At 65.6% G+C, this 23,112-nt stretch carries 21 protein-coding genes; 14 read left to right on the top strand and 7 right to left on the bottom strand.

All coding sequences use genetic code 11. The annotated features are described in order from the left end of the window. From BB934_RS01000 to BB934_RS00985, 4 genes are read left to right on the top strand one after another with little or no spacing between them, the layout of a single operon-like run. A complete protein-coding gene (locus BB934_RS01000) occupies positions 1–2,238 on the top strand; it encodes a xanthine dehydrogenase family protein molybdopterin-binding subunit (RefSeq protein WP_099507976.1) in 2,238 nt (745 codons plus the stop codon). A gap of 8 nt (positions 2,239–2,246) precedes the next feature. Then, a complete protein-coding gene (locus BB934_RS00995) occupies positions 2,247–2,570 on the top strand; it encodes an XdhC family protein (protein WP_099507975.1) in 324 nt (107 codons plus the stop codon). Positions 2,571–2,611: 41 nt separating this feature from the next. Further along, positions 2,612–3,319, top strand: coding sequence for an XdhC family protein (locus tag BB934_RS00990; protein ID WP_099507974.1), 708 nt, complete (start codon positions 2,612–2,614; stop codon positions 3,317–3,319). After that, positions 3,316–3,903: a nucleotidyltransferase family protein gene (locus BB934_RS00985; RefSeq protein ID WP_099507973.1), complete on the top strand. Its 588-nt coding sequence runs from the start codon at positions 3,316–3,318 to the stop codon at positions 3,901–3,903. The genes BB934_RS00990 and BB934_RS00985 overlap by 4 nt, the downstream gene beginning before the upstream one ends. Before the next feature lie 39 nt (positions 3,904–3,942). On the opposite strand, the gene BB934_RS00980 is transcribed toward BB934_RS00985, so the two are convergent. Both BB934_RS00980 and BB934_RS00975 read right to left on the bottom strand, forming a co-directional pair. Next, the gene (locus BB934_RS00980; protein ID WP_099507972.1) at positions 3,943–4,224 is read right to left on the bottom strand and encodes a hypothetical protein; all 282 of its coding nucleotides are present in this window, start codon (positions 4,222–4,224) and stop codon (positions 3,943–3,945) included. Positions 4,225–4,331: 107 nt separating this feature from the next. Continuing rightward, on the bottom strand, positions 4,332–4,709 hold the full coding sequence (locus BB934_RS00975; RefSeq protein WP_099507971.1) for a hypothetical protein: 378 nt from the start codon (positions 4,707–4,709) through the stop codon (positions 4,332–4,334). A 155-nt stretch (positions 4,710–4,864) separates the two neighbouring features. Here BB934_RS00975 and BB934_RS00970 point away from each other — a divergent pair, with 155 nt between their 5' ends. Both BB934_RS00970 and BB934_RS00965 read left to right on the top strand, forming a co-directional pair. Continuing rightward, positions 4,865–6,910 (top strand): prolyl oligopeptidase family serine peptidase, encoded by a 2,046-nt coding sequence (locus BB934_RS00970; protein ID WP_099507970.1) that lies wholly within the window; start codon positions 4,865–4,867, stop codon positions 6,908–6,910. A gap of 243 nt (positions 6,911–7,153) precedes the next feature. Beyond that, a complete protein-coding gene (locus tag BB934_RS00965) occupies positions 7,154–9,583 on the top strand; it encodes a helicase-related protein (RefSeq protein ID WP_099507969.1) in 2,430 nt (809 codons plus the stop codon). A 162-nt stretch (positions 9,584–9,745) separates the two neighbouring features. Here the strand turns inward: BB934_RS00965 and BB934_RS00960 are convergent, their stop codons facing one another. Further along, positions 9,746–10,915, bottom strand: a complete 1,170-nt coding sequence (locus tag BB934_RS00960) for a M20 aminoacylase family protein (RefSeq protein ID WP_099512566.1) — start codon at positions 10,913–10,915, stop codon at positions 9,746–9,748. 95 nt (positions 10,916–11,010) lie between these two features. Between BB934_RS00960 and BB934_RS00955 the strand changes: the two genes are divergently transcribed. The 6 genes from BB934_RS00955 (at position 11,011) to BB934_RS00930 (ending at position 16,971) form a co-directional block, all read left to right on the top strand. Beyond that, positions 11,011–11,697 (top strand): phosphoribosyltransferase, encoded by a 687-nt coding sequence (locus tag BB934_RS00955; protein ID WP_099507968.1) that lies wholly within the window; start codon positions 11,011–11,013, stop codon positions 11,695–11,697. Between the two features lie 187 nt (positions 11,698–11,884). Further along, entirely contained in the window at positions 11,885–12,925 is a 1,041-nt protein-coding gene (locus tag BB934_RS00950; protein ID WP_099507967.1) for an ABC transporter substrate-binding protein, read from the top strand. Positions 12,926–12,935: 10 nt separating this feature from the next. Then, positions 12,936–13,784 carry an ABC transporter permease gene (locus BB934_RS00945; protein WP_099507966.1) on the top strand — a complete coding sequence of 283 codons (849 nt, stop codon included), beginning with the start codon at positions 12,936–12,938 and terminating at the stop codon, positions 13,782–13,784. After that, positions 13,781–14,572, top strand: coding sequence for an ABC transporter permease (locus tag BB934_RS00940; RefSeq protein ID WP_099507965.1), 792 nt, complete (start codon positions 13,781–13,783; stop codon positions 14,570–14,572). The genes BB934_RS00945 and BB934_RS00940 overlap by 4 nt, the downstream gene beginning before the upstream one ends. 6 nt (positions 14,573–14,578) lie before the next feature. After that, a complete protein-coding gene (locus BB934_RS00935) occupies positions 14,579–15,646 on the top strand; it encodes an ABC transporter ATP-binding protein (RefSeq protein ID WP_099507964.1) in 1,068 nt (355 codons plus the stop codon). Continuing rightward, positions 15,646–16,971: an amidohydrolase family protein gene (locus BB934_RS00930; protein WP_099507963.1), complete on the top strand. Its 1,326-nt coding sequence runs from the start codon at positions 15,646–15,648 to the stop codon at positions 16,969–16,971. The genes BB934_RS00935 and BB934_RS00930 overlap by 1 nt, the downstream gene beginning before the upstream one ends. Before the next feature lie 3 nt (positions 16,972–16,974). Here BB934_RS00930 and BB934_RS00925 read toward each other — a convergent pair whose 3' ends face one another. Then, positions 16,975–18,849, bottom strand: a complete 1,875-nt coding sequence (locus BB934_RS00925) for an adenine deaminase (RefSeq protein WP_099507962.1) — start codon at positions 18,847–18,849, stop codon at positions 16,975–16,977. Between the two features lie 81 nt (positions 18,850–18,930). Here BB934_RS00925 and BB934_RS00920 point away from each other — a divergent pair, with 81 nt between their 5' ends. Both BB934_RS00920 and BB934_RS00915 read left to right on the top strand, forming a co-directional pair. Beyond that, the gene (locus tag BB934_RS00920) at positions 18,931–19,854 is read left to right on the top strand and encodes a nucleoside hydrolase (protein ID WP_099512565.1); all 924 of its coding nucleotides are present in this window, start codon (positions 18,931–18,933) and stop codon (positions 19,852–19,854) included. A gap of 18 nt (positions 19,855–19,872) precedes the next feature. Next, positions 19,873–20,394, top strand: coding sequence for an ankyrin repeat domain-containing protein (locus tag BB934_RS00915; protein ID WP_099507961.1), 522 nt, complete (start codon positions 19,873–19,875; stop codon positions 20,392–20,394). Here BB934_RS00915 and BB934_RS00910 read toward each other — a convergent pair. From BB934_RS00910 to BB934_RS00900, 3 genes are read right to left on the bottom strand one after another with little or no spacing between them, the layout of a single operon-like run. Next, the gene (locus BB934_RS00910; RefSeq protein ID WP_099507960.1) at positions 20,391–21,251 is read right to left on the bottom strand and encodes an SAM-dependent methyltransferase; all 861 of its coding nucleotides are present in this window, start codon (positions 21,249–21,251) and stop codon (positions 20,391–20,393) included. The two genes, BB934_RS00915 and BB934_RS00910, sit on opposite strands and share 4 nt — an antisense overlap. Beyond that, complete coding sequence (locus BB934_RS00905; protein WP_099507959.1) at positions 21,248–22,402, bottom strand: NAD(P)/FAD-dependent oxidoreductase; 1,155 nt, start codon at positions 22,400–22,402, stop codon at positions 21,248–21,250. Before BB934_RS00905 ends, BB934_RS00910 begins: the two co-directional genes overlap by 4 nt. Then, entirely contained in the window at positions 22,399–23,112 is a 714-nt protein-coding gene (locus BB934_RS00900) for a methyltransferase domain-containing protein (RefSeq protein ID WP_099507958.1), read from the bottom strand. The genes BB934_RS00905 and BB934_RS00900 overlap by 4 nt, the downstream gene beginning before the upstream one ends.

The raw sequence follows: 23,112 nt of genomic DNA, 5'->3' as shown, positions 1-23,112 counted from the left end.
ATGCAACACACAAAGGGCCTCATCGGCACCCCTCAGAACCGGGTCGACGGACGCGCGAAGGTCACCGGACAGGCGAAATACGCCGCGGAATTCGATACGCCGGATCTCACCTACGGGATCGTCATCTCGAGCAGCATCGCCAAGGGCCGCATCGCGTCCATCGATGCATCGGCGGCGCTCGCCGTGCCGGGCGTTCTGAACGTGTTCACGCACGAGAATCGTCCGCGGACGGCGTTGCTCGACCGCAGCTTCCGCGACGAGGTCGCGCCTCCCGGCTCGCCGTTCCGGCCGCTCTACGACGCCGAGGTCAAGTATAGCGGGCAGCCGGTCGCGTTGGTCGTGGCCGAAGCGTTCGAGATCGCCGCCTATGCCGCATCTCTCGTAGAGGTCGCCTACACGGTCGAGACCCACATGACGGATCTCGACATCAGCCGCCGCGAGGCTTATTTGCCGCCGAAAAAGCGTTCGGGCGTCAACCCGCCGCCGAGCCCGACCGGCGACCCCGAGGGCGCTTACGCGCAGGCACCGGTGAAAGTGCAAGGCGAATATCGCATCGCCATCGAGCACCACAACCCCATGGAGCCTTTTGCCTCGACCGTCGTCTACGAGCAGGACGGGACGCTGACCATCCATGACAAGACGCAGGGCGCTCAGAACAGCCAAGGCTATGTGTCGAACGTCTTCGGCCTGTCGAAGGATCAGGTCCGCGTGATCTCGCCCTTCGTGGGCGGCGCGTTCGGCGTCGGCCTGCGTCCGCAATATCAGCTCTTCCTCGCCGTCCTCGCGGCTCTCGAGCTGAAGCGCTCGGTGCGGGTGGTGCTGACCCGCGATCAGATGTTCACGTTGGGCTACAGGCCGCAGGCGATCCAGACGATTTCCCTCGGCGCCAATCCGGACGGGACGCTTCAATCCATCATCCACGATGCCGTGCAGGTGACCTCGACGTTCGAGGATTACCAGGAGTCCATCGTCAACTGGTCGAACCTTCTCTACCATTGCGACAACGTCAAGCTGACCTACCAGCTTGCGCAGGTCGACACCTACACGCCGTGCGACATGCGGGCTCCCGGCGCCGCCACGGGCGTCACGGCGCTCGAGACCGCCATGGACGAGCTGGCCTATGCCGCCGGCATCGATCCCATCGCGCTGCGGCTGAAGAACTACACGGAGACGGATGAGCCGGACAAGAAGAGCTTCAGCAGCAAGGAACTCCGGGCCTGCTATCAGCTCGGCGCGGAGCGCTTCGGCTGGAGCAGGCGCAATCCCGAACCGCGCTCCATGCGCGAGGGCCGCGAGCTCGTCGGCTGGGGCATGGCGACCGGCGTATGGGAGGCGATGATGGCAAAGACTGCCGCCCGCGCGGTCCTGACCCGGGACGGCCGATTGGAGGTCTCCTGCGCCACCGCCGATATCGGCACCGGCACCTACACGATCCTCACGCAGATCGCCGCAGAGACGACGGGCCTTCGCATGGAGGACGTGACGACGAAGATCGGCGACTCGAGTCTGCCGCGATCCCCGGTCGAGGGCGGCTCCTGGACGGCGGCCTCCGCCGGAACGGCCGTGCAGACGGCCTGTCAGTCGCTGCGGGAGCAATTGTTCAAACTCGCCCGGCAGATGGATGCCTCGCCGCTTGCCAACGCCAGCTTCGAGCAGGCCACGTTCGCCGATGGAGAGATCCACCTGACCAACGATGCGAGCGCCCGCGTCACCTTCGCTGCCGCCATGCAGGCCGGAGGCGTCGAGCAGGTCGAGGCGGATGGGAAGTCGGGACCGAGCCTCATGGACGCCGCGCGCTATGCCGGCTACACGCATTCGGCCATCTTCGCGGAGGTGAGGGTGGACGAGGAGCTTGGGATCGTCCGCGTGACGCGTATCGTGAACGCGGTCGCCGCCGGGACCATTCTCAACCCCAAGACGGCGCGCAGCCAGATCATGGGCGGCGTGGTGTTCGGGATCGGCATGGCTCTCGAGGAGGAATCCATGCTCGACCACAATCTCGGGCGCTTCATGAACCACAATTTCGGGGAGTACCACGTGCCGGTGAACGCCGATATCTATGATATCGACGTGATTTTCGTGTCCGAGCACGAGGACAAGCTCAACCCGATGGGCATCAAGGGCGTGGGCGAGATCGGCATCGTCGGAACGGCGGCGGCCATCGGCAATGCGATCTATCACGCGACGGGCAAACGCATCCGCGAATACCCGATCACCCTCGACAAGCTTCTCGGATAGTCCCTGTCATGATCACATCCGACGCCGAGATTCTGAAGCAGGCCGAAGCCTGGAAGCGCGCCGGCAGGGGCGTCGCCATCGCGACCGTCATGGAAACCTGGGGTTCTGCCCCGCGCCCGGTGGGCAGCCATCTCGTGGTCGACGACGGGGCCAATTTCCTGGGCTCCGTCTCGGGCGGCTGCGTCGAGGGCGCGGTCATCACGGAGGCGATCGACGTAATCGGGAGCGGACAACCGCGGATGCTGGAATTCGGGGTCGCCGACGAGACGGCCTGGCAGGTCGGCCTCACCTGCGGCGGGCGGATTCGGATCTATGTCGAGCGGGTGAATTAGGGCCAGGCCCCGGACCCGCCGACGATCGTGAAAGCGCCTCCATGAATCTGGATCTTCTCGCCGCCCTCAACGAAGAGCGCGCCTCCCGCCGGGCAGTTGTTGTCGTGACCGACATCGCATCGGGCATGCAGCGTCTCGTCAGGGAGGCGGAGGTCGGTCACGATCCTTTGAGGAGCAGCCTGCAAGAGCATCTCGGCCTGCGCAAGAGCGGCCTGATCGGGGAGGGCGAGAGACAGTTCTTCCTCGACGTGCACGTTCCGCCCATCAGGCTGCTCGTGGTCGGAGCGGTCCATGTCAGCCAGGCGTTGGCGCCGATGGCGGCCGGGCTCGATCTCGACGTGACGATCATCGATCCGCGCGGCGCCTTCGCCACGCCGGACCGTTTCCCGGGTGTTCCGTTGCTGCACGAATGGCCCGACGAGGCCCTGCCGCGCATCGGGATCGACCGGCATACGGCGCTTTTGGCCCTCACGCACGACCCGAAGATCGATGACCGTGCGCTGACCGCGGCGCTGCAATCGGAATGCTTCTACATCGGCGCTCTCGGCTCGCGGAAGTCGCATGCGCAGCGGACGGAACGGCTGCGCGCCGCCGGCTTCGGGGAGGCGGAACTCGCCCGTCTGCACGCCCCGATCGGTATCAATATCGGCGCGATCTCGCCGGCTGAAATCGCGGTCTCGATCCTCGCCGAGATCGTCGCCACGATCCGGAAGGACCGGAAGCGGGAGCGGGAAGGCGCTTCCGCATGAGCGAGATCGCCGCCATCGTCCTCGCGGCTGGACAGGGCAGCCGGTTCGGACCGGAGCCGAAGCTTTTGGCGCCGTTCGAGGGAAAGCCGCTCGTCAGGTATGTCGTCGAAGCGGCTGCCGTGTCCTCGGCCGATCCGGTCATCGTCGTCACGGGTCATCGGGCAGGCGAGATCGAAGCGGCCGTCAAGGACCTTCCGGTCCGGTTCGTCCGCAACGAAGCTTCCTCCGACGGTCTGTCGACGTCGCTGAAGGCGGGGTTCGCAGCGCTGCCGGCCGAGGCGCAGGCGGCCATCGTTCTTCTCGGTGACATGCCGCTGATCGCCGCCGAGCTGATCGATGACCTCATAGCGGCATGGGAGCAGCATGGCAGACCCATGGCCCTGATCCCGATCTTCGAGGGACGGCGCGGGAATCCGGTCGTGCTGTCACGAAACCTCGGAGACGCGATCCTGACCTTGCAGGGCGATGCCGGCGCGGGCAGCATCCTGCGCCATCATCCCGGCGCGGTCGAATGGCCGCTTGATAATGCGGCCATCGTTCGAGACATCGACAATGCGGATGATCTCGAGGCGCTGAAGAGCTGAGAGTCGGGTGCACGACGTGAGAAGCCCGACCCCAGCGGCTTATCGGAAAATCGTGTCGATGCGTTCGCGCAGGGTCGTCAATTCGTGAACGAACGGCTCCCGCATGTCGCGATGCTGCCGCCGGAGTCTCACGATCATTGCGCTCTTCTCCGCGTCGTCGGCCGCGCTTTGCCTGATGCGGTTGAGGTTCTTCTCATGGGCGAAATCGAGATCGGCCAGCTCGGCGAGAATATTCTGGAGCAGGGGAAGAATGTCCGAAGAATAGAAACCATCCGCATTCGGTACGCGGTGACCAAGCGGGTATTTGACATGAACTGCCATAGCGTCCTCCGTTTGCATTCTAACGTGCACGGTGTTCTGGACCGCCTTCAACGATGCGTGTGAGTTATCTCGCTACTTTGGTCAGGATAGGGCAGCTTGGCCGCGTCTCAGCGCGGGCGCAGCCGATTGATCGCCTCTTTGTGCGCTGCAGGGTCGACATCGTACTCTGCGGCAAGCCTTTCGATCTCGGCCCGCCTCTCGTCGGCGCTCAGCCTGGGGTTGAGGCTTGCGACCGCCGCCAGAAAGGATGCGCCTGCGAAGACGGGATCGCGGCGCCTGGCCGTCTGCTCGCGCTCCTTCTTCAACTCCGCCTGCCGCAGCTTGTAGGTTTCGAGCGGACCGAATGCGCGCAGCGCCCGGTTGCGCAGAGCCTGGATGGGAAGGCTGTTCTCCTCGGCGATGTCCGACAGAACCTGTTCCGGTTCCTCTCCCGCAAGGAGGGCCTCTGCCAGTTCTTCGAGCGCGGAAACGAACGGATCCATCATAGCCCTTTCATGCTTCGTCTTTAAGGCGGTTCCCTTTCAACGGATGGCGATCCGTTGGGTTCGAGGTCAAGTGTTGCCGTCGGGCTGGCATGACCGATAATCCCTGTCACCGATTCTCGCCCGCCCGCAATCACGAAACTGAACGGAACGATGCCATGGCCGAACGGATGCCCGAGCAACCCGATCCCTATCTCTGGCTCGAGGATGTCGAGGAGAAGGAGGCGCTCGGCTGGGTGAGAGCCCATAACGAGATGACCAGGGCCGCCCTGTGCGATGACGCCTTCGAGGCGGACAAGAAGACGCTGTACGAAATCTCGACCCGGCCCGACAACATTCCCTTCATCACGCGGCGGCGCGGCCAGCTCTACAATTTCTGGCAGGATGCCGCCCATGTGCGCGGCCTGTGGCGCCGCACCTCGATGGACGAGTACCGCAAGGCGGAGCCGTCCTGGGAAACGGTGCTCGATATCGATGCGCTGGCTCAGGCCGAGGGTGAGGATTGGGTCTGGAAGGGCTGCGGCACACTTCAGCCCGAGCAGCGCTATGGGCTCGTGAGCCTGTCGCGCGGCGGGGCGGATGCTGTCGTGGTGCGGGAATTCGACCTCGTCGAGAAGCGTTTCGTCGGCGATGGCTTTGCCTTGCCCGAGGCCAAGGGCGGCGCGACCTGGCTCGACCGGGACCGCCTGCTCGTCTCGACGACGCTCGGCGAGAACGCCGCCACGGCGTCTGGCTATCCGCGCACCGTACGCCTCTGGCGTCGGGGCTCGGATTTCATGACGGCGCCGCTGCTCTTCGAAGGCGAGACCGGCGACATCTACATCTCGGCCTCCGTCGACCTGGAGCCCGGCTACGAGCGCACCTTCTACCGCCGGCAGATCACCTTCGAGGAAGGGATCAGCTATCTGGCGCAGGAGAACGGTGACCCGGTTCGCATCGACCTGCCGCTCGATTGCCATTTCGACGTGGAGAAGGACTGGCTCGTCGTCAAGCTGAAGAGCGACTGGACCCTGCCGGAGCGCACCTACAGGGCCGATGCCCTGCTCGCGATCGGCTTCTCGTGCTTCCTTGCCGGCGATCGCAGCTTCGAAACGCTGTTCGAGCCCGGCCCGCGGCGTGTCCTTTCCGGGTTCTGGTGGACGAAGTCCCGGCTCGTGCTGAGCGTGCTGGACAATCTGGCGAGCCAAGTCTGGCTCGCGACCCCGGGAGCGTCCTGGAACCTGGAACGCTTGGAGGGATTGCCCGAAACCGCTGCCGTCTACGCCATGTCGCTCGATGCGAGCCAGCTAGAGCGCACGGACGAGTTTCTCCTCTCGATCTCGAGCTTCATCGAGCCGACGAGCCTCGCGCTGGTGACGGAGGACATGCGGATCGAGGTTCTCAAGGAAAGCCCTGCCGCCTTCGATGCCTCGGGCATCGAGGTGACGCGGCACGAGGCCGTTTCCGTCGATGGCGAGCGCATTCCGTATTACCGGATCGGGCCGAAGGATCAGGCCGGTCCGCGTCCGACGGTGCTCTACGGCTATGGCGGGTTTTCCGTCTCGATGACGCCGGGCTATCTCGGCGGCATCGGCAAGACGTGGCTGGAGCGGGGCAATGTCTGGGTGGTGGCCAATATCCGCGGCGGCGGCGAATTCGGAGCCGCGTGGCACAAGGCGGGCATGCGGGAGGGCAAGCGCCTGTCGCATGACGATTTCGCCGCCGTCGCCCGCGACCTTGCGGAGCGCCGCGTCACCACGCCGGCGCAGCTTGCGGCCTATGGCGGCTCGAACGGCGGCCTCCTCGTCGGCAACATGCTGACCCGCTATCCCGATCTCTTCGGGGCGATCTGGTGCGCGGTGCCTCTCCTCGACATGCGCCGCTACACGCGTCTGCTGGCCGGGCCGAGCTGGGTGGCCGAATATGGCGATCCCGACAGGCCCGAGGACTGGGCCTATATGGCGGGTTTTTCGGCCTACCAGAACCTGGAAGAGGGGCAAAGCTACCCGCCCGTGCTCCTGGTCACCTCGCGGCGGGACGACAGGGTCCATCCGGGCCATGCCCGCAAGATGGCGGCGAGGTTAGAGGCCCTGAAGCAGACGGTCTTCTTCTACGAGCCGGATGACGGCGGCCATGGCACGGCCAACAAGGAACAGGCGGCCTTTCTCACAGCCCTGGGCCTGTCCTTTCTCAGGAAGACGCTGACCGGCGAGGGAAAAGCCTGACGCGCTTGCTAGCTTGATTTTGCGCTCCGCCGTCAACACATAGGAGGAGAAAGAGCCGACAGCTCAATGCGTTAAGTCTTGATCCGCGCCCCTCGGGGCAGCGTCCGGCGGCAGCGAGCATCGTCACCCGCAAACATCTTTGCCCTTTCTGCGTTCAACCTGGCATGAAGCCGGGACGGCAGGGGGCCTGTACGAACGGAGCCGGAGCGGCGGGAAAGCCCGCCCCGGCCGATGAAAGTCTAAATGCCTAAAAAGTCGAAAAACCTCGTCACCCTCAACCACCTGCCGGGCATCCTGCTCGCCAGCGAGGCGGAGTGCGAGCGCTGGGTCGAGGCCGGGCTGATCCCGGTAGCCGAGCGCAGGACCTTCCAGAAGCGCGGGCGCAAGTTCGATGCGCCGATGTTCGACCCGGACGTCGTGGCGGAGTTGGCATCGCAAATTCCGGTCTGGCGGGCCGGGGAGGGCGGGATCTCGGAGGCTCAGGCTTCCCGGCCGCGAAAGGACGGCGGGGACCAGCCTCTCGACGAGGCCGCCCACCGGCGCCGTCAGAGCATCCTCGCGCCGGTCCGCCGAAACACAGGAATCTACGTCGCTGAGGACATTCGCAAAATCGAGAGCGGGCGCTGGAAGCCTGAGCGCGTGTTCGCCGGCTATCGGGCGGTGTTCGGCAAGCCGATGCAGATCCTGCCGGACAGCGCGCCCATCGACATCGCCATCGAATTCGCCTTTGCCGAGCCGCCGGAGGTCGCAGCCATCGCGCTGTCGCCGGCGCGTGTGGGACATCCTGAGCTTGCTTCCGCCTCAGAGGTGCTCGAAGCGAGGCTCATAGATCTGCAGGACGCCACCTTCGAGGCCTGCGAGCAGGAACTGGTGGGCTGGCGCGACGAGCTCGCGACCTATCTCGACGCGTATGAGGATGCGGACGAACGCCAGGCGGTTCTCGGCGGCATCCGTGCCGCCCTCGACAAGCTCGACCGCATCCATGCCTCCGACAAGGGTGGACCGGCCGCGGCCGGGCGCAAGCTGCGTCAGAAGCTCGACGAGTATCGTTCCAAGGCCGCTGCGAGACGCCTGCGCCACCTGCGCGAGGCGCAGATCCGCGAGGCTTCCGGCTATGAGCGCTACGCGGCAATCTTCCCCGTCGCCCGCTCCCTGAACCGCCGCTTCCTATTCCTCGCGGGGCCGACCAATTCGGGCAAGACCTACGAGGCGTTGAAGCTCGCCCGCGAGGCGGAGACCGCCGAGATGCTCTCGCCCCTGCGCCTGCTGGCGCTCGAGCATTACGAGCGCATGAGCGAGGACGGTCTTGCCGCGGGCATGATCACCGGCGAGGAGCGCGTGCTGCCCGAAGGCGCGACCCATATCGCCCGCACCATCGAGACGCTGGATCTGCACCGGGTCGTCGATGTCTGCGTCATCGACGAGGTCCAGATGCTGGGCGATCCGAGCCGCGGCTGGGCTTGGACCCAGGCCATGATCGGCGCTCCCGCCCGCCTCGTGGTGCTCACGGGCGCACCGGAGGCGATCCCGCTCGTCGAGCATCTGCTCGCCATGACCGGAGAGCCCCTGGAGGTGAAGATCCTCAAGCGCAAGGGCAGGCTGCGCGTCGAGGGCGTTCCCGCCAATCTCAACAAGCTGATCCGCGGCGACGCGGTTGTGGCCTTCACCCGCCGCGATGTCCACGACCTGCGCATGCGCCTCGTGCAGGCGGGTCGCACCGTCGCGACCGTTTATGGCGCGCTTGGCCCCGAGGTGCGCCGGGCCGAGGCCGCACGCTTTCGCAACGGCGAGGCGGAGATCCTGGTCGCCACCGACGCGATCGGCATGGGCCTCAACATCGGGCCGCTGCGGCGCGTCGTGTTCTCGACCCTGCGCAAGTACGACGGCATCCGCGACCGCCAGCTCAGCGCCATGGAGATCAAGCAGATCGCCGGCCGGGCAGGGCGCTTCGGCCATCACGACGAGGGACTGGTGACGGCCCTGCAGGAGGTCGGCGCCTATGCCCCGGTCGAAACCGTGATTCGCAATGCGCTCAACGGCGATGCCGCCAAGTTGCGCGGCAAGGCCTATGTCCGGCCGAACCAGGAGACGGTGCTTTCGGCGAGCGAGGTGCTGCAGACCGACCGCCTTGGCCGCGTGCTCCGGCACCTGTACGACACGCTCGTCGCCGGCCATCCGGATCTGCGCATGGCCGACATGGACGAGATGATCGAGCTTGCGACGCTGCTCGACACGGTCGATCTGCCGATCCTCGACCGCCTGTCCTATGCGATGGCGCCGGTCGACGGGCGCGAGAAGCTCGCCGTCGAACTACTCCTCGACTGGGCGCGGCAGCACGCGCGCTTCGGGCAAGTCCAGGCTCCCGATTTCAACGTGAACACCGATCTTTTGAAGCTCGAAGCGCGCGTGAAGATCGCGACCTCATGGCTCTGGCTTGCGCAGCGCTACCCACAGGTGTTCGAGGAGGTGGAAGAGGTCGTCGCGTTGCGGGCGAGCCTCAACGCGAAGATCGAGGAAAAGCTGGTCGCGACCTCGGTCTCGCATCGCCGGAAGCCGGACGAGAAGTCGAGGCGTGAGCGAAGCGCGAAGCCGCAACGGCAGAAGAAGAACCGACGCGGCCGGGACGAGGCTGAAGTGGTCGAGACCGAGTCATATCGTGTCAGGGGGCGGTAACTTCAGAAGCAGATCGATCAACCTCTGACCTCATCCTGAGGAGCAGCGAAGCTGCGTCTCGAAGGAGGATCCAGCGCGCACTGGAAACGCCCTGATCCTTCGAGACACCGCCTACGGCGGCCCTCAGGATGAGGGCTCAACAGGAGTCACTTTGATCCAGCCTTATGCGGCCAGCTCCTGCTCCACCAGCGCGACCCAGAAGGCGACGCCGGTCGGGATCGCCTCGTCGTTGAAGTCGTAGGCCGTGTTGTGATGGAGCGCGCCGTCGACGGCGGGGCCGTTCCCGAGCCAGACATAGGCACCCGGCGCCGCCTCACCGAAGAAGGCGAAATCGTCGCCCGCCGTCGAGGGCTCGAAATCGGTCACGATCTTCTTTCCGCACACGGCCTGCGCCGCCTTCAGCGCGCGGGCGGTCGCATCCGCTTGGTTGATGACCGGCGGAATGCGCCGGCGGAACTCGTAAGACGCCTCGATCCCGAACATGGCCGCGACGCCACGCGCGAGCCGCTCGATCTCCGTCTCCAACTGGTTGCGCACCTCGGCGGAATAGGCCCGCGCCGTTCCGCCGATCTCCACGATATCCGGAATGACGTTGAGCGCCCGCGGGTCGCCCGCCTGCACGGAGCAGGCGCTGACCACCGCCGGCTGCAGCGGATTGACCACACGGCCGACGATGCTCTGCAGGGCGGAGAGGAAGTGCCCGCTCGCGGTGATCGGGTCCTTGCCGAGATGCGGCTTGGCGCCGTGGGTGCCGATGCCCTTGAAGGTCACATGCCACGTGTCCGACGAGGCGAGCTGCGGGCCCAATGTCACCGCCATCTCGTCGATGGCGAGCCCCGGCATGTTGTGCAGACCGTAGACCGCATCGCTGGGAAAGAGGTCGAACAGCCCGTCCTCCACCATCCTCTGCGCGCCGCCCCGGCCTTCCTCCGCCGGCTGGAAGATGAAATGCACCGTACCGGAGAAGTTTTTGGTGCGGGCGAGATGCCGGGCCGCGCCAAGCAGCAGGGTCGTGTGCCCGTCATGGCCGCAGGCATGCATCTTGCCGGAAAATTTCGACTTGTAGGGGCGCTCCGCCTGTTCCGGCATGGCGAGAGCATCCATGTCGGCGCGAAGGCCGATGGTCCGCGTGCCGCTGCCGACCTGCAATGTGCCGACGACACCCGTCTTGCCCAGGCCCCGATGGACGCGAAGACCGGCCTCTTCCAGCAGAGTGGCGACGATGCCGCTCGTCCGTTCCTCTTCGAACCCGAGCTCCGGATGGGCATGCAGGTCTTGGCGGAGGCCGCGCAGGAATGATAGGTCGGCCTGGATGAGGTCCTGATGGGGCATCGTGCTGTCGTCCTGGGGCAATTGCAGCCCGTTCGATAGCGCGACGACGATTGCGCCACAATCACCTCGGGCGCAGCAGGGGAAAGAAACGAGCGATGCAGCCGCATGATTTCTGGCAGGAGATCCACCCGCCCGCGACCTTCGCCAGCGATCCGGCCGAGGGGCACCGCGGCTTCTATCCGGCCGCGTTCGAGGATGGGCGCCAGCTCCGGCTGCCGATCCGCGAACTGGCGGACGGCGAGCATGCGCTGGCATCACTCATCATCAATCAGGCCGGTTTCGCCGTCGAGGATGCGCTCTGCGGCGCGCTTGCCGACAAGGTTCGCTCCTTCGACCCGGAGGTGGTGATCGGGCTTCCGACCCTCGGGCTCACGCTCGCGAGCGGGACGGCGAAGAAGCTCGGTCACAGCCGCTATGTCCCGCTCGGAACCTCGCGCAAGTTCTGGTATCGCGAGGAACTTTCCGTTCCGATGACCTCGATCACCAGCCCGGAGCAGGTCAAGCGGCTCTATCTCGACCCGCGCATGCTGCCTCTGATCGAAAACAGGCGGGTCCTGCTCGTGGACGACGTGATCAGCAGCGGACGGTCCATCGTTGCGGCCCTGAAACTTCTGGAATCCTGCGGAGTCAGGCCCGTCGCCATCGGCGCGGCGATGCTGCAGACGGATGCCTGGCGCGAGCCGCTCGCTGCGCTCGACGGCCGATGGTCGGATCGCGTCGTGGGCGTGCTCCGGACCCCGCGCCTGAGGCGGACGGCAGCCGGCGGCTGGGCCGCCGTATAGCCGTCTTCGAATTGCAAGTTTTTTGGGCAAAATGGCTGTAAGGTGGGCGCTGTCCTTGCGGAGCAGGGCTTTCCCAAGGCCACGGTTGTGTTAATGCGTGGTGTCCATAGGGCGCGCGCCGCCTTCGAGAAGGGTATCGGCACCATACCCTTTGGCTGTGAAACATTGAAACCTGGGAGACCTTGAGATGGTAGGGCGTTGGCACAAACCGATAGCGAGCATGGCCTTTGTTCTGGCGGCTCTGTCCGCGGCTCCGGCCATGGCCCAGAACAAGACCCTCACGATCTCCTGGTGGGGCTTCAACGGCGACAAGCTCGAAGAGATCATCCTCAAGCCGTTCCGCGCCCAATGCGGCTGCGAACTGGTCTTCGAGACCGGCAACAACGCTGACCGCCTGAACAAGATCAAGATCCGCGGCGGCAGCGGCGTGGATGTGGTCTACCTGACCGACAGCTATTCCCAGATCGGCATTCAGGAGGGCCTGTTCCAGCCCGTCGACCGCGCCAAGATCCCGAACATCAACGGCATCTACGAGCTCGCCAGGGAGCCGCAGGGCAAGTTCGGCCCTGCGTACACTATCGGCCGTGTCGGCATCATCTACGACAGCGCCAAGGTGTCGTCCCCGATCACCTCCTGGAACGATCTGTGGCGCGAGGATCTCAAGCGTCGCGTTTCGCTCCCGGGCATCACCACCACCGCCGGCCCGATGACGGTTCTGGTTGCCGCCAGCAAGGCGGGCGTCGACCCGTACAAGGACGAGAAGGCCGCCTTCAAGGCCCTCGAGCAGCTCAAGCCTAACGTAGTGAAGAACTACAACACCGGTTCCGAGCTCGTGAATCTGTTCTCGACCGGCGAGGTCTCCGTCGCCATGGCGCAGGACTTCACCCTGGCTCAGATCCAGGCCGCCGTCCCGACGGTGCGCTGGGCCGAGCTGAAGGAGGGCGACTACGCCACCCTCAACACGGTGAACATCGCCAAGGGTGCGGCCAATCCCGAGCTGGCGCATCAGTTCATCAATTTCATCCTCGATCCGAAGATCCAGCAGACCCTGGCCGAGCGCGGCGTGGATGCTCCGGTCGCGACGGCGGTGCAGCTGACGCCCGAGCAGGCTTCCCGCTGGACCTACGGCCCGAAGATGATCGCGTCGCTCAGGCGCCTCGACTACGAGAAGCTCAATGCGGCCAAGAACGACTGGCTCGACGCCTGGAGCGAAGTCTTCGGGAAGTAATCCAGCCATCATGACATCGAGACGTTTCTGGCGCCGGAACGGCGCAACCGGGTGGGCGCTGTCGGCGCCCGCCACACTCGCCGTGATCGGCTTCCTGATCGTGCCCATCGCGGCCGTGATCGCGGGAACCTTCATGGATCCGCGCGGGGCCTTCGCTCCGTATATCGCCTATTTCAACAGTGGCTTCCGCACGACCGTCCTGTTCCGGACGCTGCAGATCTCGGCGTTCACGACGATCATCTCCCTGATCTTCGGCTTCATGACCGCCTACGTGGTCTCGCGTGCGCCCGGAAAGCTGAAGAGCCTGCTCATCGTGGCGGCGGTGTTTCCGCTTTTGACCGGCGTCGTGGTCCGCGCCTTCGCCTGGCTCATCATCCTGGGCCGCAACGGCATTCTCAACCAGACCCTGCTGTCGCTCGGCATCGTCAACGAGCCCCTCGAGATGCTCTACACGCAAGGGGCCGTCATCGTCGGCATGGTCTATCTCTTCGTGCCGCTGATGGTGCTCTCCCTCGTCGGCGTGCTGGAGAACATCCCCAAGGACGTGCTGCAGGCCTCCTCGTCGCTCGGGGCGTCCCCGGTGGCGACGTTCTGGCAGGTGCTGCTGCCGCTAGCCGTGCCTGGCCTCATCGTCGGCGCGGTGCTCGTCTTCACCGGCAGCTTCACGGCCTATGCGACGCCGCAGCTCCTCGGCGGCGAGCGCCAGACCGTGCTCGCGACCCTGCTTCAGCAGCGCGCCATGGTGTCCTTCGACTGGGTCGGCGCCTCGACGATCGCGACCATCATGACGGTGATCACGATCTCCATCGTTCTCGCGATGAGCCATATCGCCCGCCGCATCAACCCCATGGCCACGTGATGTCCGACAGACCTCATCCCATCCTCATCGGCATCGCGGCGCTGGTCTATCTGTTCCTCATGCTGCCCCTCGTCATCGTCGTCGGCGCAGCCTTGAGCGACACCACCTACCTGACCTTCCCGCCACAGGGGCTTTCCCTGCGCTGGTTCCAGAACATCTTCGAGATCAGCGCCTTCCGCCGCACCATCGTGACGAGCCTGCAGATCGCTCTTCTCGGAACGCTGATCGCGCTGCTGATCGGCATTCCGGCAGCCTATGCGCTCAACCGCTTCCGGATCGAGCTGCCGAAATGGCTCGGGACGCTGTTCGTGCTGCCGATCCTCGTGCCCGAGATCGTGTTCGGCTTCGCCCTGCTGAAGTCGCTGACGGTCGGGACCGGCGCGCCGATCTTCCTGTCCCTTCTCATCGGTCACACGCTGATCGTGCTGCCTTACGTGGTGCGCGTGATCAGCGCGAGCCTCGCCTCCTTCGACTTCTCCATCGAGGAGGCGGCGATCAGCTTAGGCAGCGCCCCGGCGAAGACCTTCTTCACCATCGTGCTGCCGAATGTGCGGGCAGGGGTGATCGCGGCCTTCATTCTTGCCTTCATCACCTCGCTCAACGACGTGTCGGTCTCGCTCTTCCTCACGGGTCCTGGCATCAGCACCCTGCCGATCCAGATCCTCGCCCATGTGGAGCAGTTCTTCGATCCGACCGTCGCTTCCGTCTCCGTGCTGCTGATGTTCCTGACCGTGGCCGTGATGGCCATCGTGGAGCGAACCCTCGGCCTCACCTTTCTTGCGAAGTAGCTTTCCGTGACACAGCCACTCGACATCAACGCCGTCTCCGCCCATTACGGGACGACCAAGGTTCTCGAAGACCTCTCGCTCTCGGTCCAGGCCGGTGAGCTCGTCTCGCTTCTCGGAGCCAGCGGCTGCGGCAAGACCACCACCTTGCGCCTGATCGCCGGCTTCCTCTCGCCGACTGCCGGATCGATCGCGCTCGGCGGGCGCGACCTGACGCGGCTGCCGACCCACAAGCGCGATATCGGGCTCGTGTTCCAGAACTACGCCCTGTTCCCGCATCTCTCCGTCCTCGACAACGTCGCTTTCGGCCTCAAGCAGCGCGGCATCGGCACGGACGAGCGCCGCAGGCGGGCCATGGCGATGCTGGAGCGCGTCGGCCTCGCCGCCCTGGCGGATCGGGCGCCCGGCGCGCTCTCGGGCGGTCAGAAGCAGCGCGTCGCTCTCGCCCGGGCCCTCGTGATCGAGCCGCCGCTGCTGATGTTCGACGAGCCGCTCTCCAATCTCGACGCCAAGCTGCGGGTCGACATGCGGGTCGAGATCCGCCAGCTCCAGCGCGCCAACGGCACCACCTCGGTCTATGTCACGCACGACCAGGAGGAGGCCTTCTCGATCTCCGACCGCGTCGCGATCATGAATACGGGGCGGCTGATGCAGTTCGACCGGCCGGAGGTGCTCTACCGGCGCCCTGCCAACACTTTTGTGGCCCGCTTTGTCGGCTTCGAGAACATCATCCCGCTCAAAGTGGTCGCCCGCGACGGCGATGTCGTCACCGCCGAGACGGCGGGAATGCGGCTGCGGCTGTCGCAAGCTGCGTTCGGCACCATACCGGATACGTTCCTGCTGGCGACACGGCCGGACGGCCTTGTGGTATCGACCGATCCGGCCGCCGAAGGGCTCCCGGCACAGCTCGGCCTGCGGACCTATCTCGGCCGCGCCTACCAGTATCAATGCGAGACGCCTGCCGGCCACGTGGTCGCCAACGGCAACCTGACGAACCCGCTCGAGGCCGGCACGAACGTGAAGCTCGTGCCCGTGCCCGAACAATGCACGATCCTTGCGGCCGAGGAAGTCCGCTGATGGCGTCGATCCTGATCACGAACGCCTGCCTGCTGCCCATCGACGAGGCGATGAGCGTCGTCGAGGGCGGGTGGATCCACATCGAGGGGGGCACGATCCGGGCGCTCGGCGCCGGCGAGCCGCCGCAGGTGGACGAGGCCGAGATCGTCGATGCGGGCGGCGACGTGGTCATGCCGGGCATGGTCAATCCCCATGCCCATCTGGCGATGACCCTGTTCCGCGGCCTCGGCGAGGATGTGGACGACCGGCTGTTCCGCTATGTGCTGCCTATGGAGCGCAAGTTCGTGACGCCGGAGATGGTGCGCGTGGGCACGCTCCTCGGCGCGCTCGAATCCATCGAGGCCGGCGTCACCACCGTCGCCGACATGTATTATTACGAGACCGAGGTCGGGCGGGCTTTGGATCAGGCGGGCTTGCGCGGCGTCGTCGGCCAGACGCTGGCGACCTTCGATCCCCCGGATCACAAGAAGATCGACGAGGGTTTCGCGCTGGTCGAGGAACTCGTCGCCGAGTTCTCGGGACACGAGCGGATCGTTCCCTCCATCGCTCCCCATGCGCCTTATTCGACCGATGTCGATGTGATGGCCCGCGTCGCCCGCTGGGCCGAGGCGCATCCCGGCGTGCCGGTACAGCTCCATCTCGCGGAGATGGACAGCGAGATGGAATGGTGCCGCAAAAACTATGGCTTGCGGCCCGTGGCCGTGGTCGAGAAGGCGGGCCTCCTGATCCCCGGCCTGATAGCAGCCCATTGCCTGCACATCGACCCGTTCGAGATCGAGCGCATGGCGAAGGCCGATGTGCGCGTCGCCCACAACGCGCGCTCGAACGCGAAGGCGGGGCGCGGAATCGCGCCCATCGAGGCCATGCGCGCGGCGGGCATCAAGGTCGGTATTGCCACCGACGGGCCGATGAGCGGCAACACTCTCGACCTGTTCAGCCAATTCGGCCCGGTCTCCATGTTCCAGAAGCTGCTCGGGCATAGCCGCAAGCCCATGCCGGCGGCCCAGGTGATCCGCATGGCGACGCTCGAAGGCGCGCAGGTGCTCGGCCTTGACAGCCGCATCGGCTCGCTGGAGCCCGGCAAGCAGGCGGATCTCATCCGTATCGACGTGTCGGCGCCGCGCATGCAGCCGGTCTACGACATCTACGCCACGCTGGTGTTCTCCGCGATGCCGGTCGACGTGCAGGATGTGATGGTCGGCGGCCGCTGGATCATGCGCGGGCGCAACGTCGAGAGCCTGGAGCGCAAGAAGATCCTGCGCGACGCGGGCCAGATCGCGACTGCGTTCAAGGCCGAGATGGCCCGCATCGACGCCGCCGGCTGATTCCTACCAGACGACCGGGTGAACCTGCCCGGTCGCCACATTGACGAAGCCCTGCGGCGCGGCCTCGCAGGGCGCGACCAGAACCCAGCGCCAGGGCGCGCAGGTCAGCGTCGCGAATTGCAGGCGTTCGGGAAAACCCGGATACCAGCGCGGCGAGAAGGTCGGCTCGTAAAGCCATTCGATTGTTTCCGCCGCCCCGTAAAGCTGCTGCATCTCGGCATCGAGTTCTTCGGCAGGACGCTGCGTCATCAGCCCGCCGATCTCGTAGCGCACTTCCGCCAGAACCTTGCCGCCGCTGACGAGAACCCAGCCGCCGCCGATCTCCGCGACGCGGTTCGCCACCATCGCCATGGCCTCGTCGGAAGAGCCGACGATCCAGAGATTGTGCTTGTCGTGCGCGACCGTGCAGCCAACAGCCGTATCGGGCGTCTTCGGGCCGCATCCGAGCCAGAACATCCGGGAGATTTTGGCCTCGCCGGAGAAGCGGTCGACGATGGCGAATTTCGTCACGTTCCGGTCAGGATCGCGCTGAACCTCGTCGTTCTCGGTCGAGAGCTCCATGGTGATGAACTCGTCGTGCCAGTGGAACGGCCGCAGCAAAGCCGCCTGCATGGTCTCCCGACCTTTCTCGGCAGCGATGGCGAAATCCTCGGGCTCGATTCTGCGCTTGATGTTTACGGTCTGCGAGGCCCATTCGGGCCAGTCGATAGCGGGCAGGGGTCCAAGATATTCCATCCCCTTCGAAATGGGCTCCCCATCGGCCCAGACCTCGGTAATGGAGAGCTTTTCCACATCGTCGAGCAGTACGATATCCGCAAAACGTCCCGGTGCGATGCTGCCGACCCAGGGTGTAAGCCGCATGTGGCGCGCCGGGTTGATCGTGACGCATTGGATCGCGATCTCCGGCGTGAGGCCGGATTGGATCGCAAGACGCACATTGTGATCGGTCGCGCCCCTCTTCAGCGTGTCGGAGGCGCTGCGGTCGTCGGTGGCGAAGGCCACCTGCGACCAGTCGGTGAGGCCGCGCTCGATCAGGCCCGCGATGATCTCCGGCATGGAATGCGGCCTGATCTCGATGAAGATGCCATGGCGCAGCTTGTCCCACACCTCCTCAGCCGTCCAACCCTCGTGGTCGGAGGCTAGGCCAGCCGCGGCGAAGGCGTTGATGGAATTGAGGTCGCGCAGGCCCGCGCCGTGGCCTTCGACCACGCCGCGCTTCTCGAACGTGGCCTGGATCATGCCCCAGAGACGCTTATGGGAGGGGTTCTCCGGGTTCCAGACGGCGGGCCAGTCCATCACCTCGTCGAGGCCGGCGACCATCAGGCTCTGCTTCAGGAAATCCGCCTGCTCGTCGTAGCCGTAATAGCCGCCGCCCCATTCATAGGCGGTGGGTGGTACTGCCGAGCCGGGCAGGGGGAAGATCTTCATCGGCGAGCCGTGCCGCCGGGCGGTGAGCCAGAACTCGAGATTGTGGGCGCCATCGACGTTGGAAAATTCGTGGCTCGCCTCGCAGGTCCAGGTGTTGCCGCGCGGGAGGACGAGGGCCGCTTCGTATTCCGGCGTGATGTGCGAGCTTTCGATGTGCTTGTGCACCTCGCCGAAACCGGGAACGGCGCTTAGACCGGGCCTCTCGGCCTGTGCCGCAGCGGTCCCGGGGAACGTTCCGGCGGGTCCCGTCCAGGCGATACGCCGGCCGCGGATGGCAATCTCCTGATCCTCCAACCAGGTGCGGGTGTGAACGTCGAGCAGGCGGCCGACGCGCAGGAGCATGTTGGCTGGGCGCTTGCCCAGCGCGACCAGAACCAGATCCTGGCGGATCTTCACCTCGTCCGCAGCATTCACGAGCAGGTCGTCGGGAAGCGGGAAGGAATGGGTCAAAGGTCACCTGTGGATATGGTCAAATGTCGCCCGCTGTCGGATAAGGGGCGGCCGATTCAAAGCAAGGTTTCTACCCCCATCATGCCCCATGCAAAACCCCGCCTTGTCGTCATCGATACGGATCCGGGAATCGACGATGCCATCGGCATCCTTCTGGCGCTCGTTTCGCCGGAGTTCTCGATTGCCGGGATCACCACGGTGGCCGGCAACATCGGCATCGAGACGACGACGCGCAATGCAGGCCGGCTGCTGGCCTTCGCGGGCCGGGAGGATATTCCCGTCTTCTCCGGCGCCGCAGCCCCCCTGTCGCGGCCGGGACCGGAGCCGCTCAATCTGCATGGAACGGACGGCATCGGCGGCGTGGCGCTGCCACAACCAGGCCAGGACCCCGAGACCCGACCGGCCGTCGCATGGCTCGCGGACCTCCTGCTCAGGGAGCCGGCCGGAACCGTCGATGTGCTGGCGCTCGGGCCGCTCACCAATCTGGCACGGCTCGTTCTCGAAAAGCCTGATGCGGCAAAGCGCATCGGCCGGATCGTCGCCATGGGAGGCGCGATCCACGAGCGCGGCAATGTCGGGCCGCGTGCCGAGTTCAATCTCTGGGCGGATCCCGAAGCGGCGGCGGCCGTCGTGGCATCGGGGCTGCCGCTCGTGCTTATCCCGCTCGACGTGACCCGCCGCGTGCGGGCTTCGCGCGAGTTTACGGAAGGTCTGTCGAAGAGCGGGAAGCCTGCCGCCGCGATGGTAGCACACCTCATCGAATCCTATTTCGAGGCTGCGACGCATCAGGAAAGCCGCCCTCTGCACGACCCTTGCGTGATGCTGTACGCCCTCGCGCCGGAACTCTTTCGTGTCGAAGAGCTGCGCCTGAGCGTCGATGTCGGGGCGGTCGAGGACGCCGGTGCTCTGACGATCGACGAGGATGGGTCTCCGGTGCAGGTCACCCTTGGGGTCGATGCGCCAGCCGCCCTCGACCTTCTCGCCAAGCAGCTGACCTCCGACTAGCCGATCCAGGAGCGCGCCATGCAGAACGACCCGCCCAAGCCAGCGCCGGAACTGGACGAGGAAACCATCGCCTTCGCGCAACGCGTCTTCCAGCATGCGCGGGCAGGGCAGGCGCAGGAGCTTGGCGAGTTGCTGCGCATGGGCCTGCCGCCGAACCTGCGCAACGAGAAGGGCGACTCGCTCCTGATGCTGGCGAGCTATCACGGCCACGCCGATACGGTGCGGGTTCTCATGGAGCACGGCGCCGATCCGGAACTTGCCAACGATCGCGGCCAGACACCGCTTGCCGGCGCTGCCTTCAAGGGCGACATGGCGACGATCATGGCCCTTCTGGACGGCGGAGCGGATGTCGATGGCCGCAGCGACGGCGGAAAGACGCCGCTGATGATCGCGGCCATGTTCAACCGCAGCGAGATCGTCGACGTGCTGCTTGAACGTGGCGCCGATCCTCAGGCGCGAGACGCCGGCGGACTGAACGCTGGGCAACTCGCCGCCGCCATGGGAGCGGCCGAGACGGCGGAGCGGCTTTCGCAGGCTTAAGCCCTGTCGTCGGCAGGCTTGGAGGCCATGAGCAGACCATAGCGCATCGAGCCCGCCACATAGGCCGCCCAGATGCGCAGCAGGCTCAGGGCAAAGACCCGGTTCTTCGAGCGGGCGTCGAGAAGGTAGCGTCGGTACTGCGGCTGAGTCGCGAGCTTCCTGGCAACGCGCCCCGCACAGAGTGTCCAGGTACGCCGTACCTTCCGGCTCAGATCCTCGAACCCGTCGACCATAAAACCCGCTCTCGCCGCGAAGTCGCGATAATCGGCCTCGCTGCCCATGCCCGGCAGGCGGCCTTCGCGGCAGATGGGCTCGAGCAGATGACGTTCCTCCCAAGGGTGCACGCGGTCGCGGGCAAGCCAGGCATAGATGCCGAGCCGGCCGCCGGGGCGAAGCGTGCGATAGGCCTCGTCGAAGAAACGCTGTTTGTCCGACATGTGCTCGGAGCTTTCGATGGCGACGATGCGGTCGAAGGCGTTGTCCTCGAATTTGTTCTCCAGCCAATCCTGCCGCATGAACCGGAGAAGGGGCGCTCCGGTCTCGCGCTTTTCCGCCTGCCGGAGCTGCGCGGATGAAAGGGTGATACCGGTCACATGCACACCATGATGCGTGGCGAGCCATTCCGCGGTCGCACCATAGCCGCAGCCGACGTCGCAGATGTGCTGTCCCGGTTCCATAGCCAGCCGGTCGGCCAGATGCGCGATCAGCGTCTCGACCGCCTGATCCGGAGTCTCATCCCCTTTCGTCCAGAGGCCGTGATGGACGTGCTCGCCCCAGATCTCGCGATAGAAGGGGTCGAGCTCATCGTAATGCTCGGCAACGTCGGCGGAGGTCTGGATCTGCCGAGGAGCGATCATCGGGCCGCCAGTGCTGCGGTCACGGATGTCTCCTGCACCCGGGTCAGCGATGTCAGGTGGCGCATGGCGGCGGGCCAGGCGCGGCAGAGATGAAACACAGCATGACGGCCCACCCGGTAACGCACGGCTGCGTTCAGGGCTGAGGAGAAGCGGAGCGAGCGTTGAACGTCCGCACGAAGTTGCCGGTGAAAGTTCGCGCCAGCCTGTCCCTGCGCGAGAAAAGTCGTGGCGGCGAGGCGGCCGCTATGAAGCGCGATCGACATGCCGTCGCCGGTAAAGGAGGGAATGACCGAAGCTTGGTCGCCGAGGCGGAACAGGCCGGGCGGCTCTCCCGCATCCGGGGCATGGAGATAGCCGTAAGGGATCTGGAAGATCGAGAGAGGACGCTCGAAGAGCGGCTGCGCGCCTCCCAAGCGCGTGCCCAGGTGAGAGCAATCATCGGCGATGCGGTCGAGCAGTCGGTCCCAGCTCTTGCCGACCTCGTCGAAGCCTTGTCGCGTGACCACGAGGCAGAGATTGGCGATGCCGCCTTCGACGAGCTGCAGTCCCGCATAGCCGCCTGAGAAAAGCATCACCTCGACACAGCCTTCGAGCGCAACCTGCTGCGCATGAGCCAGCCGATAATGTCCCTTGAAGCCGATAAGATCGTTCATCGTCCCGGCTGGCACCCGCTTGGCGCCTCGCACGTCGTGCTTGCCCGATGCCAGGAAGAGAGTTTCCGCCAGGATCGGCGCGCTGGATCCCATAGCGAGGCTGATGCCGGTGCCGTTCGTCGCGATCTCTCTTACCGAGACGCCGCGCAGGATCCTGGCTCCCCGGGATGTCGCCTGCCGCAGCAGAGCTTCGTCCAGGATCCTGCGTGACAGCCCGCGGGCGAGGAAAGGCAGGTCGGCTTCGGTCGTGCTCCGGCCGTGGGCAAGGCGGATGCGCGATATTCGGCTTGCTCCCAGCCTGTCGAGATCGAGACCGAGATCGGCCAGATATGTCTGCGCCTCGATGCTCAGGAACTCGCCGCAGACCTTGTGCCGCGGCTCGGGATCGCGCTCGATCAGCAGGTTCGGGCGTCCCGCATCGGCGAGGATGCAGGCGGCCGAGGCGCCGGCAAGGCCGCCGCCGACGATCACGATCTCCTCCTCGCGCACGTCGTTCATTTCAGGCGGCTCACGCAAAGGCGGAAGGGGATGTGCCAGCGGATTTTTGCTGACCCGGGCGGAATCCCGGCCGCTGCCAGGATGCGCTCCCATTCCTCGCGCCGGAAGCTGCGGGCGATCGAGACCGGCCCGTCGTGGCGGACGAAGCGATGCCAGCGCGCGGCCCATGACAGGGCGCGGAAGAAATGGAAAGGCACGGGATGGCGGTGGAGGTCGGCGATATACCAGCCGCGTGTTGCCACCTGTTCCATCCAGCGGATGAAGACGGCAAGCTCATCGTTCGACATGTGATGCGTCGTCTGCGAGCTGATGATGAAATCGATAGGGCATTCGGGCTTGAAATCGAAGACGTTGCCGGTTCGGTAATCGATGGCCATGTCGGCCGGGGTCGCCGCGCGGGCGATAGGCTCGCTCATGGGGTTGAGATCGACGCCGATCAGCTCGATGTTCCGGTTCCTGCGCCGGCTCCATTCGTGGATCTTTCGCAGCAGGTCGCCATAGCCGTAGCCGACATCGATCACGCTGACGCGCTCGCCCTCCTTGAGGCCGCGCGTGGCACGGTTGAGCCATTGCACTATGGGGCGGTGCGTGAGGGTCAAGGCGTTGACGGTGGAAAGGTCCTTCAGGCAGGCGCGGTAATCGTCGAGGCTGACGGTTTCCGTGTCCATCAGCTCCGTCTCGTGGCTGCGCTCCGCGAAGCTCCGGGCCAT

Source organism: Microvirga ossetica, from assembly GCF_002741015.1.
Taxonomy (GTDB): domain Bacteria; phylum Pseudomonadota; class Alphaproteobacteria; order Rhizobiales; family Beijerinckiaceae; genus Microvirga; species Microvirga ossetica.
Note: the sequence above shows the minus strand (reverse complement) of the source record. Positions and strands in the feature narration are given on the sequence as shown.

Coding starts and splice junctions, on each gene's coding strand:
- BB934_RS01000 (WP_099507976.1), top strand. CDS start 1: ATGCAACACACAAAGGGCCTCATCGGCACCCCTCAGAACCGGGTCGAC.
- BB934_RS00995 (WP_099507975.1), top strand. CDS start 2,247: ATGATCACATCCGACGCCGAGATTCTGAAGCAGGCCGAAGCCTGGAAG.
- BB934_RS00990 (WP_099507974.1), top strand. CDS start 2,612: ATGAATCTGGATCTTCTCGCCGCCCTCAACGAAGAGCGCGCCTCCCGC.
- BB934_RS00985 (WP_099507973.1), top strand. CDS start 3,316: ATGAGCGAGATCGCCGCCATCGTCCTCGCGGCTGGACAGGGCAGCCGG.
- BB934_RS00980 (WP_099507972.1), bottom strand. CDS start 4,224: ATGGCAGTTCATGTCAAATACCCGCTTGGTCACCGCGTACCGAATGCG.
- BB934_RS00975 (WP_099507971.1), bottom strand. CDS start 4,709: ATGATGGATCCGTTCGTTTCCGCGCTCGAAGAACTGGCAGAGGCCCTC.
- BB934_RS00970 (WP_099507970.1), top strand. CDS start 4,865: ATGGCCGAACGGATGCCCGAGCAACCCGATCCCTATCTCTGGCTCGAG.
- BB934_RS00965 (WP_099507969.1), top strand. CDS start 7,154: ATGCCTAAAAAGTCGAAAAACCTCGTCACCCTCAACCACCTGCCGGGC.
- BB934_RS00960 (WP_099512566.1), bottom strand. CDS start 10,915: ATGCCCCATCAGGACCTCATCCAGGCCGACCTATCATTCCTGCGCGGC.
- BB934_RS00955 (WP_099507968.1), top strand. CDS start 11,011: ATGCAGCCGCATGATTTCTGGCAGGAGATCCACCCGCCCGCGACCTTC.
- BB934_RS00950 (WP_099507967.1), top strand. CDS start 11,885: ATGGTAGGGCGTTGGCACAAACCGATAGCGAGCATGGCCTTTGTTCTG.
- BB934_RS00945 (WP_099507966.1), top strand. CDS start 12,936: ATGACATCGAGACGTTTCTGGCGCCGGAACGGCGCAACCGGGTGGGCG.
- BB934_RS00930 (WP_099507963.1), top strand. CDS start 15,646: ATGGCGTCGATCCTGATCACGAACGCCTGCCTGCTGCCCATCGACGAG.
- BB934_RS00920 (WP_099512565.1), top strand. CDS start 18,931: ATGCCCCATGCAAAACCCCGCCTTGTCGTCATCGATACGGATCCGGGA.
- BB934_RS00915 (WP_099507961.1), top strand. CDS start 19,873: ATGCAGAACGACCCGCCCAAGCCAGCGCCGGAACTGGACGAGGAAACC.
- BB934_RS00910 (WP_099507960.1), bottom strand. CDS start 21,251: ATGATCGCTCCTCGGCAGATCCAGACCTCCGCCGACGTTGCCGAGCAT.
- BB934_RS00905 (WP_099507959.1), bottom strand. CDS start 22,402: ATGAACGACGTGCGCGAGGAGGAGATCGTGATCGTCGGCGGCGGCCTT.
- BB934_RS00900 (WP_099507958.1), bottom strand. CDS start 23,112: ATGGCCCGGAGCTTCGCGGAGCGCAGCCACGAGACGGAGCTGATGGAC.